We start from the raw sequence: 18,982 nt of genomic DNA, 5'->3' as shown, positions 1-18,982 counted from the left end.
AGCATCTGTGGACAGCCGTCGGTAGCCTCGCCGCGTGACCGATCGATCGACCACGTCCGCCATCCGCCTCGTCCGGCTTGACCCGACCGGGTCTGACCGCGGAGCACTGCTCCTCTTCCTCACCACCGAGGACTTCCCCTTCCACGTCCGGCGGACGATCTCGACGGCCGACGCCGAACGTGCGATCGACGGCGGGGCGTACCGCGATGACGACCACGACACGTTCTGGCTCGAGCACGACGAGCTCGGGCGCATCGGCATCGCCCGGCTCGAGGACCTGTCCGACCCGGTGCCGCTGTTCGACCTCCGCATCGCCGGTTCCCACCGCGGTCACGGCCTCGGCGTTCCGGCACTCCTTGCGCTCACCGACCACGTCTTCCGAACGATGCCCGAGGTCACGCGCTTCGAGGGACAGACGCGCGACGACAACACCGCCATGCGCCGCGTGTTCGCCGACGCCGGCTGGGTCAAGGAGGCGCACTACCGCGAGGGCTGGCCGGTCGCGGGCGGCAGCCCGCGCGCATCGGTGGGCTACGGCATCCTGCGCCGGGACTGGGAGACCGGCACGACGACGCCCGTGCCGTGGGACGACTCCCCCTGAGGCGCACGCGGGGCTAGCCTCACCGCATGACCGCATCGTTCAACCACACGATCATCGCGGCGAAGGACGCCGCGGTCTCCGCGGCGTTCCACCGCGACCTGCTCGAAGCCGCCGAGGCCCCGTCCTGGGGTCCCTTCACCAACCTGCAGCTGCCGGACGGCGTCCTGCTCCAGTTCGCCGCGCCGCCGATCGACTTCCCGCCGCAGCACTACGCGTTCCTGCTCGACGACGACCACTTCGACCGCGCCTACGCCCGGATCACCGCCGAGGGTCGAGAGCACTGGGCCGACCCGCAGCGGCAGCGCCCGGGCGAGACGAACACCGAGCACGACGGCCGTGGCGTCTACCTGCTCGACCCCGCCGGCCACTACATCGAGCTCCTCACGCGCCCGTACCTGTGAGCACCGGCGACCGGATCCGTCTGCTCACCGCGGCGCTGTCGGACGCGGTACCGCGAAGCGTCGTGGCGCTGCGTGGGTCACGGGCCGCAGGCACCGCGGACGCGTTGAGCGACATCGACCTCGAATGGCGGGTCGGCACACAGGGCGACGGTGCGCTCGAGGACCTTCCCGGAACACTCGGTGGGGTCGGCCGGCCCGCGTCACTGCGACTCGACCCGGAAAGCGCCCTCGAATCCGAGCGCCGACTCGTGTTCGTGCGGTTCGAGGGCTGGTCGGTCTTCGAGCGCGTCGATCTGGAGATCGTCGGGCGCTTCGGCGCCGGCGTCCCGTCGTGGGCCGGTCCGTGGTCCGCCGCCGAGAGTGCCCTCATGAACGGCGTCGCCGCGATCAAGGCGCTCTGCCGCGGCCGCGGGGACGTGGACGGTCTGCTCGGCCGCGGAGCCGCTCGCCTCGGTGTCGAGGACGCGAGCGGCACGGTCCCGGAGCGAATCGCCGCGCTCGTCGACGCGGCCGAGCGTGCCGAGCCGGCCCAGCGTGCGCTCGCGGCACGGATCCGCGCGGCCCTCGGTCGCACCCGGTGACTACGGGCGGGTGAAGAGGTTGACGAGGTTGCCGTCCGGGTCGCGGAACAGCACGGAGCGGTTGCCCCACGGCATCGTCGTGGGCGGGAGCACCACGTCGTCGAGGTCCGGGCGCAGGCGCTCGAACGAAGCGTCCACGTCACCGACGAGGAACTCGACGATGACGCTGCCGTTCGCCCCGGCCGTCGGCGCGCCCGCCCCGAGCATCGCCACGGTCGCCGGCGTCCCGAGCGCCAGCACGGCTCCGCCGGTCACGATCTCCGCGAACACCGGCGCCGGCCGCCGTGCCGTGGTGCCGGTGACCCGCTCGTAGAACGTCACCATCCCGTCGAGGTCCTCGGTGATGATCCGGATCGATGCGAACTCCATGGCTGCCTTCCCGTCGACCACCATGGCCGACGAGGAGAGCATCCTCCGGGGAGGCGACAGCGCCCTGTCGGAGTTTCACGAATCCGGAGACGAGCCCGGCAGCACCGGGCGCAGCACGCCGTGCGGGATGTCGAGCTCCTCGACCCGCACCACCCGGGCCGGCGCCCGCTCGCCCGTCTCCGTCACCGCGAGCACCCGGTCACCCCGGAACGCACGCACCCCCTCCCGGAGGCGGCACCAGGCGACGAGGTACCAGTCCTCGCCCTTGCCGATGTACCCGAGCGGCTCGACGGTCCGCTCGGACTCCTGCCCGGCGGCGTCCCGGTAGGTCATCCGGACCACCCGTCCACCGGTCAGCGCCCGCGCGAGACCGGTCGGCGCGGGCGCGCGTTCACCGGACTCGAGCAGGTGCACCCGCCCGGCGAGCCGAGCCGTCCGACGGGCGTCGTCCTCCGCCAGCACGGCCGTCACCTTCCTCGCAGCACGGAGCGCGGCATCCCGGAAGGGGCTCGTCGCCAGCGTCCCGAGACCGATCGCGACCGCCAGGGCCTCGTCGACGGTCAACCCGAGCGGCCCCAGGGTCGCGCGGGCATCGATCGTGTAGCCGCCGGTCCGGCCCGGTTCGGCCCAGATCGGCACGCCCGCCTCCTGCAGCGCGACGAGGTCCCGCTCGACGGTCCGCGCGCTGACCGCGAACCGGTCGGCCAGCCACCGTGCGCTCCGTCGCCCGGGTGCGACGGCCCGGAGTTCCTCGACCAGCGCGTAGAGGCGATCAGTCCGGTTCACCGATCGACGACAGGACGCGACAGCCGTTCGACGGTCGCGTGGGCGCCGTCGTCGATCAGCCCGTCGAGGGCGTCCCGGTACGCGGCGACGAACCGCTCGTCGTCGGCGAGGTCGCCGAACACGGACCGGTTCTGGATGAAGGCGAGCCGGTCCTCGCGCTGCGTGAGCGCGATGCGGTGGAGCGAGTCGGCCAGCCGGTCGACGATCTCGATCGGCTCGCCGGACTCGTCCGTCCCCTCGTCGTAGCGCGCCCAGGACGCGACGATGGCGGCGGACAGCGTCACGGGACCGCCGGACGCGAGGTTCTCCCGCACCACGGGGAGCAGCCACTTCGGGATGCGGTCGCTCGACTCGGCGCAGAGCCGGGCGAGGGTGTCGCGCACCTCGGGGTTCTGGAACCGCTCGATGAGCGTGGACTTGTAGTCCTCGAGGTCGATGCCGGGGACGGGCTGCAGCGTCGGCGTTCCCTCTTCGTCCATGTAGCGGCGGAGGAACGTGGCGATCGCCGGGTCCTGCGTGGCCTCGTGCGCGTAGCGGTACCCGGACAGGTACCCGGAGTAGCACAGCCCCTGGTGGCTCGCGTTGAGGAGCCGCAGCTTCATCAGCTCGTAGGGCTCGACGTCCTCGACGAGCTGGACGTCGGCCTCCTCGTAGGGCGGGCGTCCGGCGGGGTGCGCGTCCTCGAGCACCCACTGGAAGAAGGGCTCGGCGACGACGGGCCAGGCGTCCTCGATGCCGAGGTCGTCACGGACGGAGGCCCGGTCCTCGTCGGTCGTGACCGGCGTGATCCGGTCGACCATCGAGTTCGGGAAGCTGACGTGCTCGTCCATCCAGTCCGCGAACGCCGGGTCCTGCAGCCGCGCGTAGGCGGTGAACATGTCCCGGGCGACGTGCCCGTTGCCCTGGATGTTGTCGCACGACATCACCGTGAACGGGGCGATTCCCCGGTCGCGGCGACGCCGGAGTGCCTCGACGACGAGGCCGAACACGGTGTGCGGCGGCTGGTCACCACGGAGGTCCGCGACGACGCCGGGCTCCTCGGCCACGAAGTCGCCGGTCACGTGGTCGAAGTTGTAGCCGCCCTCGGTGATGGTCAGGCTGACGATCCTGGTCTCCGGCGAGGCCATCTTCTCGACCACGGCGTCCGGGTCGTCAACGGCGAGCATGTAGTCGACGATGCTGCCGATCACGCGCGCTTCGCGGGTGCCGTCGGCGTGCTTGAGGACGAGCGTGTAGAGCCCGCCCTGCTCAGCCATCGCGGTTGCCATGCGGCGGTCCTGCTCGAGGACGCCGACGCCGCAGATGCCGTACTCCCGGGCCTCTCCGCGCTGCAGGAGCCGGTCGATGACCATCGCCTGGTGCGCCCGGTGGAAGCCGCCGACGCCGAAGTGGACGATGCCGGCGGTGATGCCGGCGCGGTCGTAGGTCGGGACGGCGACGCCGTTCGCGGCGATCTCGTCGAGGGTCTCCGGGGACAGGCGGACGGGCATCGGTACTCCTTCGTACGGGCGGGCGGTCCCGCCAGTCTTCCACTCGGCGGGGGACAACCCTGAAGGTCCGCTCGGACAAGTTGCACCCAGTGCATCGATGCACTTAGTGTGCTCTTCCGTGACCCTGTCGATCGACCGCCGTGCTGCCCTCAAGGCGAAGCACCGCGCCGCGATCGTGCAGGCCGCACGCGACCTGGTCGAGGAACGCGGCGGACGCGGCTTCAGCGTCGACGAGCTCGCCGCGCGGGCCGACGTCGCCCGTCGGACCGTCTTCAACCACTTCTCCTCACTCGACGAGGTCCTGCTCACCGTCTGCGAAGAGGTGCTCTCGGTGATCATCGACCGGTTCCTCGCCGACATGGCGAACACCCCGGTCGGCGACGGCACCCGCTCCTCGATGTTCGACGAGATCGAGTCCGCCGCGCGTGGGGCCGACCTCGCGCGGGCGATCGTGCGGATGAAGTCGATCATCGGCGAGCCGGACGACGTCGCCGACGCCCGCGCCGCGATCCTCACCCAGACGGCGTTCTCGCGCGTGACCGAGCGACTCCGGGTCGAGGTCCGCCGACGGCACCCCGCCGCGGACGCCCTTGACGCCGCACTGCTCGTCGAGTCCCTGATGAGCGGGATCGTCGTCATCGCGGAACACTGGCTCCAGACCACCGGCCCGCGCCTCGATCAAGAGGCGCTCGACGACTGGGACGCCCTGCTCGCACGACTCGTGCACAGCGTCCGCAGCGGGTACATGCCCGCGCACTGAGACCGCACCACCAGGGGTCCACCGGCGTGCCCCGCTCATCCAGCACCAACCACGACGAAAGGAACGGGGCACCGCATGGCCGGTCTGCTCTACCGCCTCGGACGATTCTCCGCACGGCGACACTGGCTCGTGATCATCTCGTGGATCGTGATCATGGGGATCGCGGGCGGCACCTTCGCCCTGTTCTCCGGCACGATCTCGTCCTCGATCACCATCCCCGGCACCAAGACCAGCCAGGTGCAGGACGAGCTCGCGGACAAGTTCCCGAGCGCGAACGGCGGGACCGGCACGCTGGTGTTCGCGACGAAGGACGGCAAGGCCTTCTCGGACACCCAGAAGACCGAGGTCGCCGACTTCCTCACGGACCTCGAGGACCTGAAGGGCGTCAAGGGCGCCACGTCCGGATTCGACACGCAGAAGCAGCTCGACGACCAGCGCCAGAAGCTCGTCGACGGCAAGCAGCAGATCGCCGACGGCCGGACCAAGATCGCGGACGGCCAGAAGCAGCTCGACGCGCAGAAGGCCCAGCTCGAGGACGGCAAGGCCAAGATCGCGGCCGCGCAGCAGCAGCTCGACGCGCAGAAGACCCAGGCCGCCGCGGCCACCGGAGCCGCAGCCGAGGCCGCGCAGGCCCAGCTCACCCAGGCGCAGGCGCAGATCACGGCGCAGCAGGCCCAGATCACCGCCGGCGAGCAGCAGATCGCCGACGCGCAGAAGACGATCGACCAGAACACCCAGAAGCTCGACGACAGCGAGCAGGAGCTCCAGCAGGGCACGAAGCTCCTCGACCTGTCGAAGGACATCCGCTTCGTCTCCTCGAACGACAGCTCGGCCATCGGCACCGTGCAGTTCACGAAGTCCACCTACGAGGTGCCGCAGAGCACCAAGACCGCGATCTCCGACAAGGCCGACTCCGCGAAGATCGACGGCGTCGACGTCTTCGTGTCGAACGACATCGCGCAGGGCGTCCCGTCGATCCTCGGCCCCGGTGAGATCGCCGGCGTCATCATCGCCGCCCTCGTGCTGTTCTTCATGCTCCGCACGGTGATCGGCGCCGCGGTGCCGCTCGTCAGCGCACTGCTCGGCGTCGGCGTCGCGTCCCTCGCGGCACTCTCGTTCTCCAGCCTCGTCGAGTTCATCTCGGTCACGCCGGTGCTGGGGGTGATGCTGGGCCTGGCGGTCGGCATCGACTACTCGCTGTTCATCCTGAACCGGCACCGGACCCAGCTGAAGCAGGGCATGCAGGTACACGAGTCGATCGGGCTCGCGAACGGCACCTCGGGCAACGCCGTGGTCTTCGCTGGTGCGACCGTCATCGTCGCCCTGCTCGCGCTGAACATCACTGGGATCCCGTTCCTCGGCCTGATGGGGACCGTCGGCGCCGTCGCGGTGTTCTTCGCCATCCTCATCGCCACGTCCTTCACCCCGGCACTGCTGTCGCTCATCGGCATGCGGATCCTCCGCCGCAAGGAGCGGGAGCGGATCGGCAACACGGGCTCCACCCGGGTGCCGAACAAGCCGATGTCGACCTGGCGCGCGATCATCACGCTCGTCGCCGGCGTCCTGGTGCTCGGCACGATCGCCCTCCCCGCGACGCAGATGCGCCTCGGCCTGCCGACCGGTGCGTCCGAGTCCGTCGACTCCAGCCAGTACAAGGCGTACAAGACGCTCGACAAGGAGTTCGGCGCCGGGCAGAACGGCCCGCTCCTCGTCGTCGCCACGCTGCCGAAGGCGATCAGCGAGGACGACGTCACGGCGACCGAGGTCACCATCGGCCAGGCGATCGCGAAGAACTCCGACGTCGACGCCGTGCTCCCCATCGGCGCGTCGAAGGACCGCTCGATCATCGCCTTCCAGGTGAAGCCGAACGGCGGCCCGGACAGCGTCTCCACCGAGGAGCTCGTCAAGGACCTCCGGACGCAGAACGTGACCGTGGACGGCGGCAAGGCCACCCTCGGGGTCGCCGGCAACGCGTCCGCGAACATCGACGTGTCCGAGAAGCTCTCGAACGTGCTGCCGCTCTACCTCGCGGTGGTCGTCGGCCTGTCGCTGATCATCCTCATCATCGTGTTCCGGTCGTTCCTCGTGCCGATCACGGCGACGGCGGGCTTCATCCTGTCGGTCCTCGCGGCCTTCGGTGGTCTGACCGCGATCTACCAGTGGGGCTGGCTCGGCAGTGTGTTCGGGGTGCACGACCCCGCACCGATCCTGAGCTTCCTGCCCATCATCGAGATCGGCATCCTGTTCGGGCTCGCGATGGACTACCAGCTCTTCCTGGTGTCCGGCATGCGCGAGGCGTACGCCCACGGGGCCAGCGCGAAGGTGGCCGTCCAGCGTGGTCTGCACGCCGGACGCGCGGTGGTCACGGCAGCGGCGATCATCATGATCTCGGTGTTCGCGGGCTTCATCTTCTCGGACTCCTCCACCATCAAGCCGATCGGCTTCGGCCTGGCGTTCGGCGTGCTCGTCGACGCGTTCGTGGTCCGCATGCTGCTGATCCCGGCGGCGATGCACCTGCTCGGCAAGAGCGCGTGGTGGTTCCCGAAGTGGCTCGACCGCATCGTGCCGGACGTCGACGTGGAGGGCGCGAAGCTGGAGCGCTCGCACCCGGTCGCCGGGCACGAGTCCGAGGGCACGCACACGGAGACGCAGGGCGCGCACACGGGGACGCACGCGCTCCCCGTGGAGCCGGACGCCAACGCGCACGAGTCGGGGCACCCGCCGGCGCACCGCGCCTAGCCAGCGCACCGCGCACAGTCAGCGCACAGCGCACCGCCAGCGCACCGCGCGTCACCAGCGCACCAGCCGGGAGGCCCGGTGCCGGTCCACGAGGCCGGCACCGGGCCTCCCGTCGTTGCGATCCAGACCATGCACCCACCGCACGATCGTTCGTGCGCGAACGGTACGCTGGGACGCATGGCCCAGACCGAGATCGACCCGCTCGCCCTCGACCGGCAGCTCTGCTTCGCACTCGCCGCCACCAGCCGCAGTGTGATCGGGCTCTACCGCGACCTGCTCGAGCCGATGGGCCTGACGCACCCGCAGTACCTCGTGATGCTCGCCCTGTGGGAGCACGACCCGCGCTCGGTGCGCGAGATCGCCGGGGAGCTCCGCCTCGAGTCCGCGACGCTGAGCCCGCTGCTCAAGCGCCTCGAAGCCTCCGGCTACCTGCGCCGAACCCGCAGCACCGCCGACGAACGCCAGCTCGAGGTGTCCCTGACGACCGCGGGCCGAGCGCTCCGCGACCGTGCGCGCGAGGTCCCCCTCGCCGTTGCCGAGCGCCTCGGCTGGCCGCTCGCCCGACTCGAGGCACTCAAGGACGAACTGACCGAGCTCCTGACGCTCGTCGACGGGATCTGATCGCCGGACGACCTGACGCGCGACACTCGTTCGTGCAACAATAGTGAGTGCACGAACGAAAGGACGACCGTGGGACGATTCGGCAGCTGGTACGAGCGGTGGAACACCACCCTCATCCGCAAGATGGGCCCGTCGCAGATCGGCGCCGGACACCCCGAGGGCGTGGACGACCGCAGCGTCGACCGACCGTGCCCGATGTGCGGCAAGGCGCTCTCCCGGCACCAGGTGATCCGACCGGAGGGCCAGATCCGCTCCTCCACGCTGGTCTGCCCTCGCGACTGAGAATCCGCAGCAAACCACCCCGACTCGGAATTGCACCGAGCAACACGTCGTTCCCCTCGGCGTGAAGCTCTTCGAACCCGCCACCTTCGGCGCTCTCCCCCTCGCGAACCGCATCGTCATGGCCCCGCTCACCCGCGTGCGCGCCGGCGAGCACGGCATCCCCAACGACCTGCTGGTCGAGCACTACCGCCAGCGTGCCGGTCTCGGCATGATCGTCACCGAGGGCACCTGGCCCGTGCAGGAGGGCCGCTCCTACCCCGGCCAGCCCGGCATCGCGACCGACGAGCAGATCGCCGGCTGGCGCCGCGTCGCCGACGCCGTGCACGCCGAGGGCGGCACCATCGTGATGCAGCTCATGCACGGCGGCCGCGTCTCGCACCCCGAGATCTCCGGGACCCCGCGCATCGTCGCCCCGAGCGCCGTCGCCGCTCCCGGTCAGACGCACACCGCGACCGGCAAGGTCGACATGCCGGTCCCCCACGAGCTGACCACCGCCGAGGTCCAGGACGCCGTCCAGGGCTTCGTCCAGGCTGCCCGCAACGCGATCGCCGCCGGGCTCGACGGCGTCGAGGTGCACGGCGCGAACGGCTACCTCGTGCACGAGTTCATGTCCGCCGCCTCGAACACCCGCACCGACCAGTACGGCGGCTCCCCGGAGAACCGCGCCCGCTTCGCGATCGAGGTCACCACCGCCGTCGCGGAGGCCATCGGCGCCGACCGCACCGGCATCCGGCTCTCCCCCGAGCACGGCATCCAGGGCGTCATCGAGGACGACGCAGCGGACGTCCACGCGACGTACACCGCGGTCGCCGAGGGCCTGGCGCCGCTCGGCCTGGCGTTCCTCGACGTCCTGCACGCCGAGCCGACCGGCGAGCTCGTGCAGCACGTCCGCCGCACCGTCGGGGCCCCGTTCATCGCGAACTCCGGCTTCAGCGCGCTGACCACCCGCGACGAGGCGCTCGCCCTCGTCGACGGCGGCCACGCCGACGGCGTCGGTGTCGGCCGTGCCGCGATCGCGAACCCGGACCTCGCCCACCGCTGGGAGCAGGACGCCGAGCTCAACGAGCCGCGTCCGGAGCTCTTCTACGGCCAGGGCGCCGAGGGCTACACCGACTACCCGACGCTGGCCGACGTGCGCGGCGCGACCGTCGCGTAGATCCCGGCTCCAGGCCGGACGGGAGGCCCGTGGCGGTGTCGCCACGGGCCTCCCGTCATCCTGCGGCCGGTTCCTCGAGCACCGGGCCGTCGTCGAGGAACACCGTCGGGTGGCCGGGCTCCGGCACGTCCGGACGGGTGTCCAGGTCGGCGTCGAGGGTCGGCATGTCGTCGCCTTCGGCGACGGACGGGATCGATGGGTTCATCGCTGGTGCTCCGATCACGACCGGGGGTTCGGGTGAGGTGATCGTAGCGCTTGCCGACGACCAACGAGAACGGCCCCGATGCGATGCATCGGGGCCGTTCTCTGTTCGGTGACCTGTGCGCTCGAAGGGACTCGAACCCCCAACCTTCTGATCCGTAGTCAGATGCTCTATCCATTGAGCTACGAGCGCGTGGCTGCCGTAGCGGCCGTGGAAGACTCTACAACAGGTGCGGCGCGCGCGCCAATCGAGGGGGTCCTCCCCGGACGCTCGGCGTGTCGCCGGGTCAGAGCGCCGCGAGCTCCTCGTCGAAGACCTCGGCGAGGAACACCTCGAGCGCCTGCCACGAGCGACGATCGGCGCGCTCCTGGTACTGCGCGCCGTGGTCCGGCGCGTCGGTCCCCGGCACCGCGAAGGCGTGCATCGCCCCGGCGTAGGTCACGACCTGCCAGTCGACCTCGGGTGCCCCGCGCATCTCCTCCTGCCACGCGGCGACCTTCGCGTCGGGGACGACCGGGTCGGCGGCGCCGGTCAGGACGAGCAGTGCCGCGCGGATCTCCCCCGCGTCGGACGGGTCGTGGGTGAGCAGGTTGCCGTGGAAGGAGACGGCCCCGGCGAGGTCGGCTCCGGTGCGGGCGAGCTCGAGCGCCGCGGACCCGCCGAAGCAGTAGCCCATCACGACGACGCGGGAGTGGTCGACGTCGGGGTCCTCGCGCAGGCGGTCGAGGCCGGCCTGCACGCGGGCGCGCATCAGCGGGAGGTCCTGGTAGAACGACCCGGCCACCTGTCCGGCGGTGTCGTCGCCGGGACGGACCCCCTCGCCGTAGACGTCGGCGCCGAACGCGACGTAGCCGAGGCGCGCGAGCATCGTGACCCGGGCCTCGACGTGCTCGTTCACCCCGTGCCAGTCGTGCACGACGAGGACCGCCGGCCGCGGACCCGAGACGGCGACGTCCTTCGCGAGGACACCGAGGAGCGCGGTCCCCCCGTGGTCGTAGCGGACGGGTTCGACACGGATGTCGGCACCGGCGGGTTCGGGAACGGTCTGCAGGACGTCGTCGATCGTGGTCATGCGCTCGACGCTACGCGTCGATGTTGTCCCAGCCATCGGGGCCGGACGACCCGGCCGCGTAGTCGTCGAGGTCGACCTTGCCGGCACGCCACGCGGTGCGGAACGGCTCGACGACCTTCCACCCCTGCACGGCGCTGTCCCCGCGGACGGACAGGGTCGCGTCGCCCTCGAGCACCCCGGCGAGCACCTCGCCGTAGGCGCTCAGTCGACCGGGGTTGAAGCTGACCTCGAGCTTCGTGTGGTCGATCGTGTACGGGTCGCCCGGGCCGTTCACGTTGAGTTCGAGCTGCATCTGGTCGGGGGCGATCCAGATGCGGAGGCGGTCGGGTCGCTGCACGCCGGTCAGCCCGTCGGGCACGTGCGGCGAGTCCTTGAACGTGATGATGATCTCGCGGCGCTGCGCCCCGAGCGCCTTCCCGGACCGGAGTGTGAACGGCACGCCGGCCCAGCGCCAGTTCGCGATCTCCAGGGTGATCTGGGCGAGGGTCTCGGTACCGATCGACGGGTCGACGCCGTCCTCGTCCACGTAGGACGGCAGGGTCCGGTCCCCCACCGTGCCCGCGGTGTACCGGGCGCGCTTGCCGGCGGTCAACGGGTCGCCGCCCCACGGGCGGACCGCTCGGAGGACGAGTTCCTTCTGGGTACGGAGGTCGTCGGCGTCGATCGACGCCGGTGCCTCCATCGCGACGACGGCGAGCACCTGCAGCAGGTGGCTCTGGATCATGTCGACGAGTGCGCCGGCCTTGTCGTAGTAGCGCGCACGCCCTTCGAGACCGAGGGTCTCGTCGTAGACGATGTCGACGCGCTCGACGTGGACGGATGAGAGCAGCGGCTCGACGATCCGGTTGGCGAAGCGCAGGCCGAGGAGGTTCAGGACGGTGGACCGGCCGAGGAAGTGGTCGACGCGGTGGATGCGCTCCTCGGGGAGGAACGAGTGCAGCACGTCGTTGAGGTGCTCGGCGCTGGCGGCGTCGGTGCCGAAGGGCTTCTCGAGCGCGAGCCGGGTCCCCGCGGGCAGGTCGAGGTCCGCGAGCACCTCACAGCTCTTCTCCGTCACGGCCGGCGGCAGGGCGAAGTACACGGCCGGGTCGTGGTCGCAGTCCGCGAGCAGGGTCGTCAGGTCGTCGGCACTGGTGACGTCCGCCTTGTGGTACCGCGACGCGTCCACGACACCCTGCAGCCGCTCCGACAGCGGAGCCGACCCGGAGGCACCCTCGTCCTCTTCGTTCTTCGACGCCTGTGCGTCCTCGAACGCGTCGTGCACGAGCTGCTTCCAGGCGGCGTCGTCGATGTCCTCGACACCGGCGCCGATGAGCTGGACGTCCCAGTCCTCCTTCACCTCCAGCAGGGTCGCGAGCCCGGGCAGGAGGAGCCGCTTCGAGAGGTCCCCGCTGGCACCGAGGATGAGGAGTGTGGTCTGGAGGGTCGCCATGTCCCAGAACGTAGTGGTCACGACTCCACGTCGTTCCAATACTGTGGGAACCGGAACGGCGCGAGGGAGCACCATGACGACTGAGGACACCGGACGACGACTGCGCGTGGTCGTGGTCGGGACGGGGATGATCGCGGCGGTGCACGTGCGCGCCGCGAAGGCCGCAGGAGCGGAGGTCCTCGGGATCCTCGGGCGCAACGCGGCCCGTTCCGCCCAGGTCGCCGGGCAGCTCGACGTGCCGCGCGGCTACGCCGACCTCGACGAGGTGATCGCGGACGCCCCGGACGTCGTCCACGTCTGCACCCCGAACGACCAGCACCACCCGCAGGCCCTCGCCGTGATCCGCGCGGGCATCAACGTGGTGTGCGAGAAGCCGCTCGCGGTGTCGAGCGCCCAGGCCCTCGAACTCGAACGCGCCGCTGCCGAAGCCGGCGTCGTGGCGACGGTCCCCTTCGTCTACCGGTTCCACCCGATGGTGCGTGAGGTCCGCGCGAAGATCGCGGACGGCGACCTCGGCCGGGTGCTCGCCGTGCACGGGCACTACCTGCAGGACTGGATGCTCGACGAGGACTCGTCCTCGTGGCGGGTGGACGCCGGAGCCGGCGGGCTGTCCCGGGCGTTCGCGGACATCGGTTCGCACTGGTGCGACCTGGTCGAGTTCGTCACCGGCGAGCGCTTCGCGACCGTGAGCGCCGTCACCGACATCGTCTACCCGACCCGGCCGGCGGCGTCGGGCCCGTCCTTCTCCGGGTCGCCGGACCCCGACCCGCTCGCCGATGCCGGCACCCGGGCGGAGGTCACCACCGAGGACACCGCCGTCGCGACGTTCCGCACGGCCTCCGGGCGGATCGGCAACGTGGTGATCTCCCAGGTCGCAGCCGGGCGGAAGAACCGGCTCTGGTTCGAGGTGGACGGCACCCGGGGTTCCGCCGCGTTCGACCAGGAACGCCCGGAGTCGGCGTGGTTCGGCAACGAGCGCGGGGCGCAGATCCTGGTCAGGGACCCTGCACAGGGTTCACCGGACCAGCGCCGCCTGGCCACGGTGCCGTCCGGTCATCCGCAGGGCTACCTCGACGCCTTCGCGGCCTTCGTCGCCGACACGTACACCGCTGTCCGGACCGGGGTCGCGCCCGACGGCCTCCCGACCTTCGCCGACGGGGCCAGGTCGGCGCAGATCATCGACGCCGTCGTCGCCAGTGCGGGTGACGACGCCTGGAAGGAGATCGCATGAAGCTCGGGATGCTCACCGCCTGCCTGCCCGGGTGGTCGCTCGACCGGATCGCGGACTTCGCCGTCGAGCAGGGCTACGAGCGGCTCGAGGTCGGTGTCTGGCCCGGCACCGGCGGCCGCGACTTCGAGGCAGCGCACCTGCCGGTCGCCAGCTTCACCGAGGCCGACGCGGAAGCCACCCGGGCGCTGCTCGACCGCACGGGCCTGGAGATCTCGGCGTTCGCGTACTACGAGAACAACCTGCACCAGGACCTCGGGCGCCGTGCGGAGATCAAGGAGCACCTGTTCCACGCGATCGATGCCGCGCAGCTGCTCGGAGTGCCCTACGTCGGCACGTTCATCGGCCGCGACAACGCGAAGTCCGTCCGCGAGAACATGCGCCTCGGCGATCGGGTCCTGCCGGAACTGGTCGACTACGCCGGCGAACACGGCGTCAAGCTCATCATCGAGAACTGCGTGATGGAGGGGTGGCACCCGGACGGCTACCCCGGCAACATCGCGTACTCCCCCGAGCTCTGGGGCTGGGTCACCGGCCTCGGCTTCGGCCTGAACTGGGACCCCTCGCACCTGACGTGGATCGGCATCGACCCGGTCGAGACGATCCTGCCGTTCGCGGAGCACATCGTGCACGCGCAGGCGAAGGACCTCGAGCTCTTCCCGCGCAAGCGTGACGAGTACGGCTTCTTCGGCAAGGTCGACAAGGGCGACGACCCGTGGGACATGGGCTGGTGGCGGTTCCGGGTGCCCGGACGCGGGGTCGTCGACTGGCCGCACGTCGTCGACCGGCTCTACGAGGCCGGGTTCGACGGCACCCTGTCCGTCGAGCACGAAGACCCGCTCTGGGGCGGGACCGACGAGAAGGTCCTCGAGGGCCTCCGGATCGCACACCGGACGCTGCGCCCCCTCATCGCGATGGAGTGACAGCGCGCTCAGGCCGTTCCGAGCACGCTGGGGACATGAGCACGACCGTGAGTGACTTCGTCATCGACCGCATCAAGGCGTGGGGGGTCTCCCGTGTCTTCGGGTACCCCGGGGACGGCATCGGCGCCTTCGACGGTGCCCTCGGCAAGGCGGCGGGCAAGGGCGAGGGCCTGGAGTACGTCCGCCCGACGCACGAGGAGATCGCCGCGTTGATGGCGACGGCGCACGCGAAGTTCACCGGCGAGGTCGGGGTCTGCATCGCGACGTCGAGTCCCGGCGCGTTCCACCTGCTGAACGGGCTGTACGACGCGCAGATGGACAACCAGCCGGTCGTGGCGATCGTCGGCCAGCAGGGGCTCGCGTCGATCGGCTCGTTCACCCAGCAGGAGTCGAACCTCGAGCGCGTCTTCGCCGACGTCGCCTGCTACGTCCAGACGGTCACGACCCCGGAGGCCGTCGGTGTCGTCGTCGACACCGCGTTCCGCACGGCGGCGCTCCGGAAGCAGCCGGCCGTCGTCATCCTCCCCCACGACGTCCAGGCGATGGCGTACGAGGCACCGCCGCTCGAGCACTGGGCGTCGCGGTCGAGCGACGTCCCGGCCTCGACCCGGATCACCCCGCCGGCCGACGAGATCCAGAAGATGGCGGAGATCATCAACGCCGGCGCGAAGGTGACGTTCCTCGTCGGTGCCGGTGCGCGCGGTGCGACCGAGCAGGTCCTCGCCGCCGCCGAGAAGGCCGGGGCCGGCATCATCACGGCGCTCCGCGGCAAGGACGTCGTCCCCGCGGACGTGCCGTACCACTCGCAGCAGCTCGGCCTCCTCGGGTCGCTGCCCTCGCTCCACCAGATCCGCGACTGCGACACCATCGTGCTCCTCGGCACGAACTACCCCTACGGCGAGTACATGCCGGAGACCGGGCAGGCGCGCGGCATCCAGGTCGACATCAAGCCGGAGCAGCTGGGCCTGCGCTACCCGACGGAGCTCAACCTCTGGGGCGACGTCGGAGCCACCCTCGACGCCGTGCTGCCGCTGCTCGTCGACAAGGCGGACAAGTCCTTCCAGGAGACCGTCGCGAGCGAGATGCGCGAGTGGGAGTCCGAGATGCGCGCCCAGGCCGAGGTGGCGTACGACGACGGCGTGAACCCGCGCCGGGTCATCCAGGCGGTGAACGACCGGCTCCCCGACGGTGTGACCGTGACGGCGGACGCGGGCACCACCGCCGACTGGTACGGCCACCACATCCGGCTCCGCAAGGGCATGCGCGGCGACATGTCCGGCCGCCTGGCGACGATGCTCGCGGCGATGCCGTACGCCGTCACCGCGAAGTTCGCGTTCCCGGACCGCCCGGCCGTGTGCACGATCGGTGACGGCGCGTTCCAGATGCTCGGGATGAACGAGCTCATCACCGTGAAGAAGTACATGGCGGCGTGGCCGAACCAGCAGCTCGTCATCGTCGTCATGCACAACGACGACCTCGGCCAGGTGTCCTGGGAGATGCGCACCGAGGACGGCAACCCGATGTGGCCGGGCTCGCAGGACGTCGAGTCCGTCGACTACGCCGGGTACGCGACGCTGCTCGGGTTCCAGGGCATCGCGGTGCACGACGACGCCGAGGTGGACGCCGCCGTCGAGCGGGCGTTCGCGCACCAGGGCGTCACCCTGATCGACGCGTACGTCAGCCGGAACGTCCCGCCGCTCCCGCCGCACATCACGAAGGAGTACGCGATCAACACCGCGAAGAGCCTGCTCAAGGGCGACCCGGTGGAGCTCGGCGTCGTGAAGGACTCCGCCAAGGCGATGGCGGCCGAGGCCGTCGAGCGGGTGAAGGGCGCCCTGGGCCGCGACTGACGACAGCTGTTGCGTGTGTGAACTTCGTGTGACGAGATCGCGGCATCCCTGGCGCGCCCGCTGTACGTCCTCATAGGTTCGTCGGCGATGAACACGAAACCGACCCCCCGCAGGCGCGGCGTCGTCAGCGGTGCCGCTCTGGCCACCGCCGGCGTCCTCGTCGCCCTCTCCGTCCCGTCCGCGGCCCTGGCCGCCGAGGGTGACACCACGATCGACATCTACGACGTCAACGACTTCCACGGGCGCATCGCCCAGTCGCTGAGCACACCGGCACCGCGGGACGGCGACGCCGCCGGTGCAGCGGTGCTCGCCGGCGCGCTCGAGCAGCTGCGCGGCGAGGACACCTCGACCTCGGCGTTCGTCAGCGCCGGCGACAACATCGGCGCATCGACGTTCGAGTCCTTCATCCAGCAGGACCAGCCGACGATCGACGTGCTGAACGCGATGGACCTCTCGGTCAGCGCGATCGGCAACCACGAGCTCGACAAGGGCCGGACGGACCTCGAGGACCGCGTGATCGGCCCCGACGACGCACGCAACGCCACGTGGGACTACGTCTCCGCGAACATCCTCGACACGGCGACGGGCGAGCCCGCGTTCGACCCGTACTCGATCCAGGAGATCAGCGGCAAGCGCGTCGGGTTCATCGGCGCGACGGTCGACCTCGAGGGGCTCGTCAGCCCGTCCGGCATCGAATCGCTCGAGATGGCCGACATCACCGACTCGGTGAACGCCGTGGCCGACGACCTCACCGACGGCGTCGCGGACAACGGCGAGGCCGACGTCCTCGTGCTGCTCGTCCACGACGGTGCCGAGACCGCCGCCGTGTCCGACCTCGACGGCGACAGCGCCTTCGCGCACGCCGTCCACGCGGTCTCGCCGAAGGTCTCCGCGATCCTGTCCGGCCACACCCACCAGACGTACGTCCACAGCGTCGTCCCGGACGGCGGCACCGTCGCCCGCCCGGTGGTCCAGACCGGGTCGTACGGCTTCAACCTGGGGCACCTGCAGCTGACGGTCGCGGCCGACGGTTCGGTCGCGGCCACCGCGGCGGAGAACATCCGCCTGGTCGACGGCACGTTCACCCCGGACGCCGGCGTCGCCGCGACGGTCAGCGCCGCGGTCGCGGAAGCGGACGTGCTCGGCGCGGTCGAGCTCGGCACGACCGACGTCGACATGCGCCGCGCCCTGCAGTCGGACGGCAGCGAGAACCGCGGTGGCGAGTCCACCCTCGGCAACTTCGTCGCCGAGGTCCAGCGGAGCGCCACCGAGGAGCGTCAGGGGGTCCAGATCGCGTTCATGAACCCGGGCGGACTCCGCGCGGACCTCGCGGGCGGTGCGGTGACCTACAAGGAAGCCGCGGTCGTCCAGCCGTTCGCGAACACGCTGGTCGTCCTCGACCTCACGGGAGCGCAGGTCAAGCAGGCGCTCGAGCAGCAGTGGCAGCCGTCGACGGCGAGCCGCCCGTTCCTGAAGCTCGGCGTCTCCGAGGGCTTCGCGTACACCTACGACCCGGCGGCCGCCAGCGGTTCCCGGATCACCGCGATGACGCTCGACGGCGCCCCGATCGATGCGAGCACCACCTACAAGGTCACGGTGAACTCGTTCCTCGCCAGCGGCGGGGACAACTTCACCGCGTTCGCCGGCGCGGCCGCGAAGCAGGACAGCGGCAAGGTGGACCTCGAGGCGCAGGTCGAGTACTTCGAGGCGAACCCGGAGGTCACGGTCGCCGCGGACCAGCGTTCCGTCGGGGTCACGATGACCGCGACGCCGGCAGGCGGCTTCCAGCCCGGCGACGACGTCTCGATGGACCTGTCCTCGCTGGTGTTCAGCAACGCCGGCGACCAGCCGACGTCGGTGCGGGTGAGCGCCGGTGACCAGGTCCTCGCGACCAGCGCCGTCGACCCGACGATCGTCGACACCACCGACGAGCAGGGCACCGCGACGCTCGCGTTCACGGTCCCGGCCGCCGGAACGGCCCCGTCGGCCGCAGCGACCCCGGCGGCTCCGGGCAGCGCGACCCGTGCCGCAGCCGTCACCGCGGCGGCCACCACCGACGAGCCCCTCGTCATCACCGTCGGCGCGACCCGGATCGTCCTGCCCGTCACGATCCCCCTCGCGGCGGCCGTCGACCCGGGCACCGACCCCGACGAGCCGGGCCAGCCGGGCGAGCCGGGATCGGAGCCGATCGACGGTGACGACGACGGCGCGGGCCCCGGTGCGGACAACGGCGCGGGCGCCAGCACCGACCTGGCAGCCGATCCCGCAGCGGACGGCACGGCGAACGGCGCGCTCGCGTACACGGGTGCCGAACTGACGGCCCCCGCGGTCGCCGCCGGGCTCCTGCTCCTCGCCGGCATCACCGCCATGGTGGTCGCCCGCCGGAAGCGCGCCCGACGTGCGGAGACGGCACTGGACTGACACCGGCGGGCTCGGTGCGGGTCCTGACGGGCCCGCACCGAGCCTCCAGGCCGATGCCCTGTGGTGCG

Annotated in this window: 18 protein-coding genes and 1 tRNA gene; 12 read left to right on the top strand and 7 right to left on the bottom strand. The window is 71.1% G+C overall.

The features are described from left to right. Window positions 1-34 precede the first annotated feature (34 nt). The 3 genes from EDF24_RS07375 to EDF24_RS07365 all read left to right on the top strand — a co-directional run bounded on the left by EDF24_RS07375 (window position 35) and on the right by EDF24_RS07365 (window position 1,583). The gene (locus EDF24_RS07375; RefSeq protein WP_123701936.1) at window positions 35-601 is read left to right on the top strand and encodes a GNAT family N-acetyltransferase; all 567 of its coding nucleotides are present in this window, start codon (window positions 35-37) and stop codon (window positions 599-601) included. A 26-nt stretch (window positions 602-627) separates the two neighbouring features. Beyond that, window positions 628-1,002 (top strand): VOC family protein, encoded by a 375-nt coding sequence (locus tag EDF24_RS07370; protein WP_123655723.1) that lies wholly within the window; start codon window positions 628-630, stop codon window positions 1,000-1,002. A 104-nt stretch (window positions 1,003-1,106) separates the two neighbouring features. After that, the gene (locus EDF24_RS07365) at window positions 1,107-1,583 is read left to right on the top strand and encodes a hypothetical protein (protein ID WP_148070847.1); all 477 of its coding nucleotides are present in this window, start codon (window positions 1,107-1,109) and stop codon (window positions 1,581-1,583) included. On the opposite strand, the gene EDF24_RS07360 is transcribed toward EDF24_RS07365, so the two are convergent. From EDF24_RS07360 to EDF24_RS07350, 3 genes are all read right to left on the bottom strand, one after another. Beyond that, complete coding sequence (locus EDF24_RS07360) at window positions 1,584-1,952, bottom strand: VOC family protein (protein ID WP_123702588.1); 369 nt, start codon at window positions 1,950-1,952, stop codon at window positions 1,584-1,586. A 75-nt stretch (window positions 1,953-2,027) separates the two neighbouring features. Further along, complete coding sequence (locus EDF24_RS07355; protein ID WP_123701932.1) at window positions 2,028-2,738, bottom strand: YafY family protein; 711 nt, start codon at window positions 2,736-2,738, stop codon at window positions 2,028-2,030. Next, entirely contained in the window at window positions 2,735-4,228 is a 1,494-nt protein-coding gene (locus EDF24_RS07350) for a mannitol dehydrogenase family protein (RefSeq protein ID WP_123701931.1), read from the bottom strand. Before EDF24_RS07350 ends, EDF24_RS07355 begins: the two co-directional genes overlap by 4 nt. 118 nt (window positions 4,229-4,346) lie before the next feature. On the opposite strand from EDF24_RS07350, the gene EDF24_RS07345 reads away from it, so the two are divergent. The 5 genes from EDF24_RS07345 to EDF24_RS07325 all read left to right on the top strand — a co-directional run bounded on the left by EDF24_RS07345 (window position 4,347) and on the right by EDF24_RS07325 (window position 9,786). Then, entirely contained in the window at window positions 4,347-4,988 is a 642-nt protein-coding gene (locus tag EDF24_RS07345) for a TetR/AcrR family transcriptional regulator (RefSeq protein ID WP_165931400.1), read from the top strand. A 75-nt stretch (window positions 4,989-5,063) separates the two neighbouring features. Next, complete coding sequence (locus tag EDF24_RS07340; protein WP_123701927.1) at window positions 5,064-7,727, top strand: MMPL family transporter; 2,664 nt, start codon at window positions 5,064-5,066, stop codon at window positions 7,725-7,727. Between the two features lie 177 nt (window positions 7,728-7,904). Then, the gene (locus EDF24_RS07335; protein WP_123655730.1) at window positions 7,905-8,348 is read left to right on the top strand and encodes a MarR family winged helix-turn-helix transcriptional regulator; all 444 of its coding nucleotides are present in this window, start codon (window positions 7,905-7,907) and stop codon (window positions 8,346-8,348) included. 69 nt (window positions 8,349-8,417) lie between these two features. Next, window positions 8,418-8,630: a hypothetical protein gene (locus tag EDF24_RS07330; protein WP_123701925.1), complete on the top strand. Its 213-nt coding sequence runs from the start codon at window positions 8,418-8,420 to the stop codon at window positions 8,628-8,630. Window positions 8,631-8,691: 61 nt separating this feature from the next. Beyond that, complete coding sequence (locus EDF24_RS07325; protein WP_123701923.1) at window positions 8,692-9,786, top strand: alkene reductase; 1,095 nt, start codon at window positions 8,692-8,694, stop codon at window positions 9,784-9,786. Window positions 9,787-9,841: 55 nt separating this feature from the next. Here the strand turns inward: EDF24_RS07325 and EDF24_RS19120 are convergent, their stop codons facing one another. The 4 genes from EDF24_RS19120 to EDF24_RS07310 form a co-directional block, all read right to left on the bottom strand. Further along, the gene (locus tag EDF24_RS19120) at window positions 9,842-9,991 is read right to left on the bottom strand and encodes a hypothetical protein (protein ID WP_165931401.1); all 150 of its coding nucleotides are present in this window, start codon (window positions 9,989-9,991) and stop codon (window positions 9,842-9,844) included. A 116-nt stretch (window positions 9,992-10,107) separates the two neighbouring features. Beyond that, window positions 10,108-10,180, bottom strand: a tRNA-Arg gene (locus EDF24_RS07320). 94 nt (window positions 10,181-10,274) lie between these two features. After that, window positions 10,275-11,060 (bottom strand): dienelactone hydrolase family protein, encoded by a 786-nt coding sequence (locus EDF24_RS07315; RefSeq protein WP_123701921.1) that lies wholly within the window; start codon window positions 11,058-11,060, stop codon window positions 10,275-10,277. Between the two features lie 10 nt (window positions 11,061-11,070). Beyond that, window positions 11,071-12,492 (bottom strand): glucose-6-phosphate dehydrogenase, encoded by a 1,422-nt coding sequence (locus tag EDF24_RS07310; RefSeq protein WP_123701919.1) that lies wholly within the window; start codon window positions 12,490-12,492, stop codon window positions 11,071-11,073. A 73-nt stretch (window positions 12,493-12,565) separates the two neighbouring features. Here EDF24_RS07310 and EDF24_RS07305 point away from each other — a divergent pair, with 73 nt between their 5' ends. From EDF24_RS07305 to EDF24_RS07290, 4 genes are all read left to right on the top strand, one after another. Continuing rightward, window positions 12,566-13,723 carry a Gfo/Idh/MocA family protein gene (locus EDF24_RS07305; protein WP_123701917.1) on the top strand — a complete coding sequence of 386 codons (1,158 nt, stop codon included), beginning with the start codon at window positions 12,566-12,568 and terminating at the stop codon, window positions 13,721-13,723. After that, window positions 13,720-14,643, top strand: a complete 924-nt coding sequence (locus EDF24_RS07300; protein ID WP_123655736.1) for a sugar phosphate isomerase/epimerase — start codon at window positions 13,720-13,722, stop codon at window positions 14,641-14,643. The genes EDF24_RS07305 and EDF24_RS07300 overlap by 4 nt, the downstream gene beginning before the upstream one ends. A gap of 35 nt (window positions 14,644-14,678) precedes the next feature. Next, a complete protein-coding gene (locus EDF24_RS07295; RefSeq protein WP_123701914.1) occupies window positions 14,679-16,493 on the top strand; it encodes a thiamine pyrophosphate-requiring protein in 1,815 nt (604 codons plus the stop codon). Window positions 16,494-16,580: 87 nt separating this feature from the next. Then, window positions 16,581-18,914, top strand: coding sequence for a bifunctional UDP-sugar hydrolase/5'-nucleotidase (locus EDF24_RS07290; protein WP_123701912.1), 2,334 nt, complete (start codon window positions 16,581-16,583; stop codon window positions 18,912-18,914). The last annotated feature ends 68 nt before the right edge of the window (window positions 18,915-18,982 follow it).

Origin of the sequence: Curtobacterium sp. PhB130 (assembly GCF_003755165.1) — a bacterium.
Classification (GTDB): domain Bacteria; phylum Actinomycetota; class Actinomycetes; order Actinomycetales; family Microbacteriaceae; genus Curtobacterium.
The sequence above is the reverse complement of the archived record's forward strand: the minus strand, read 5'-3'. Positions and strand labels throughout refer to the sequence as shown.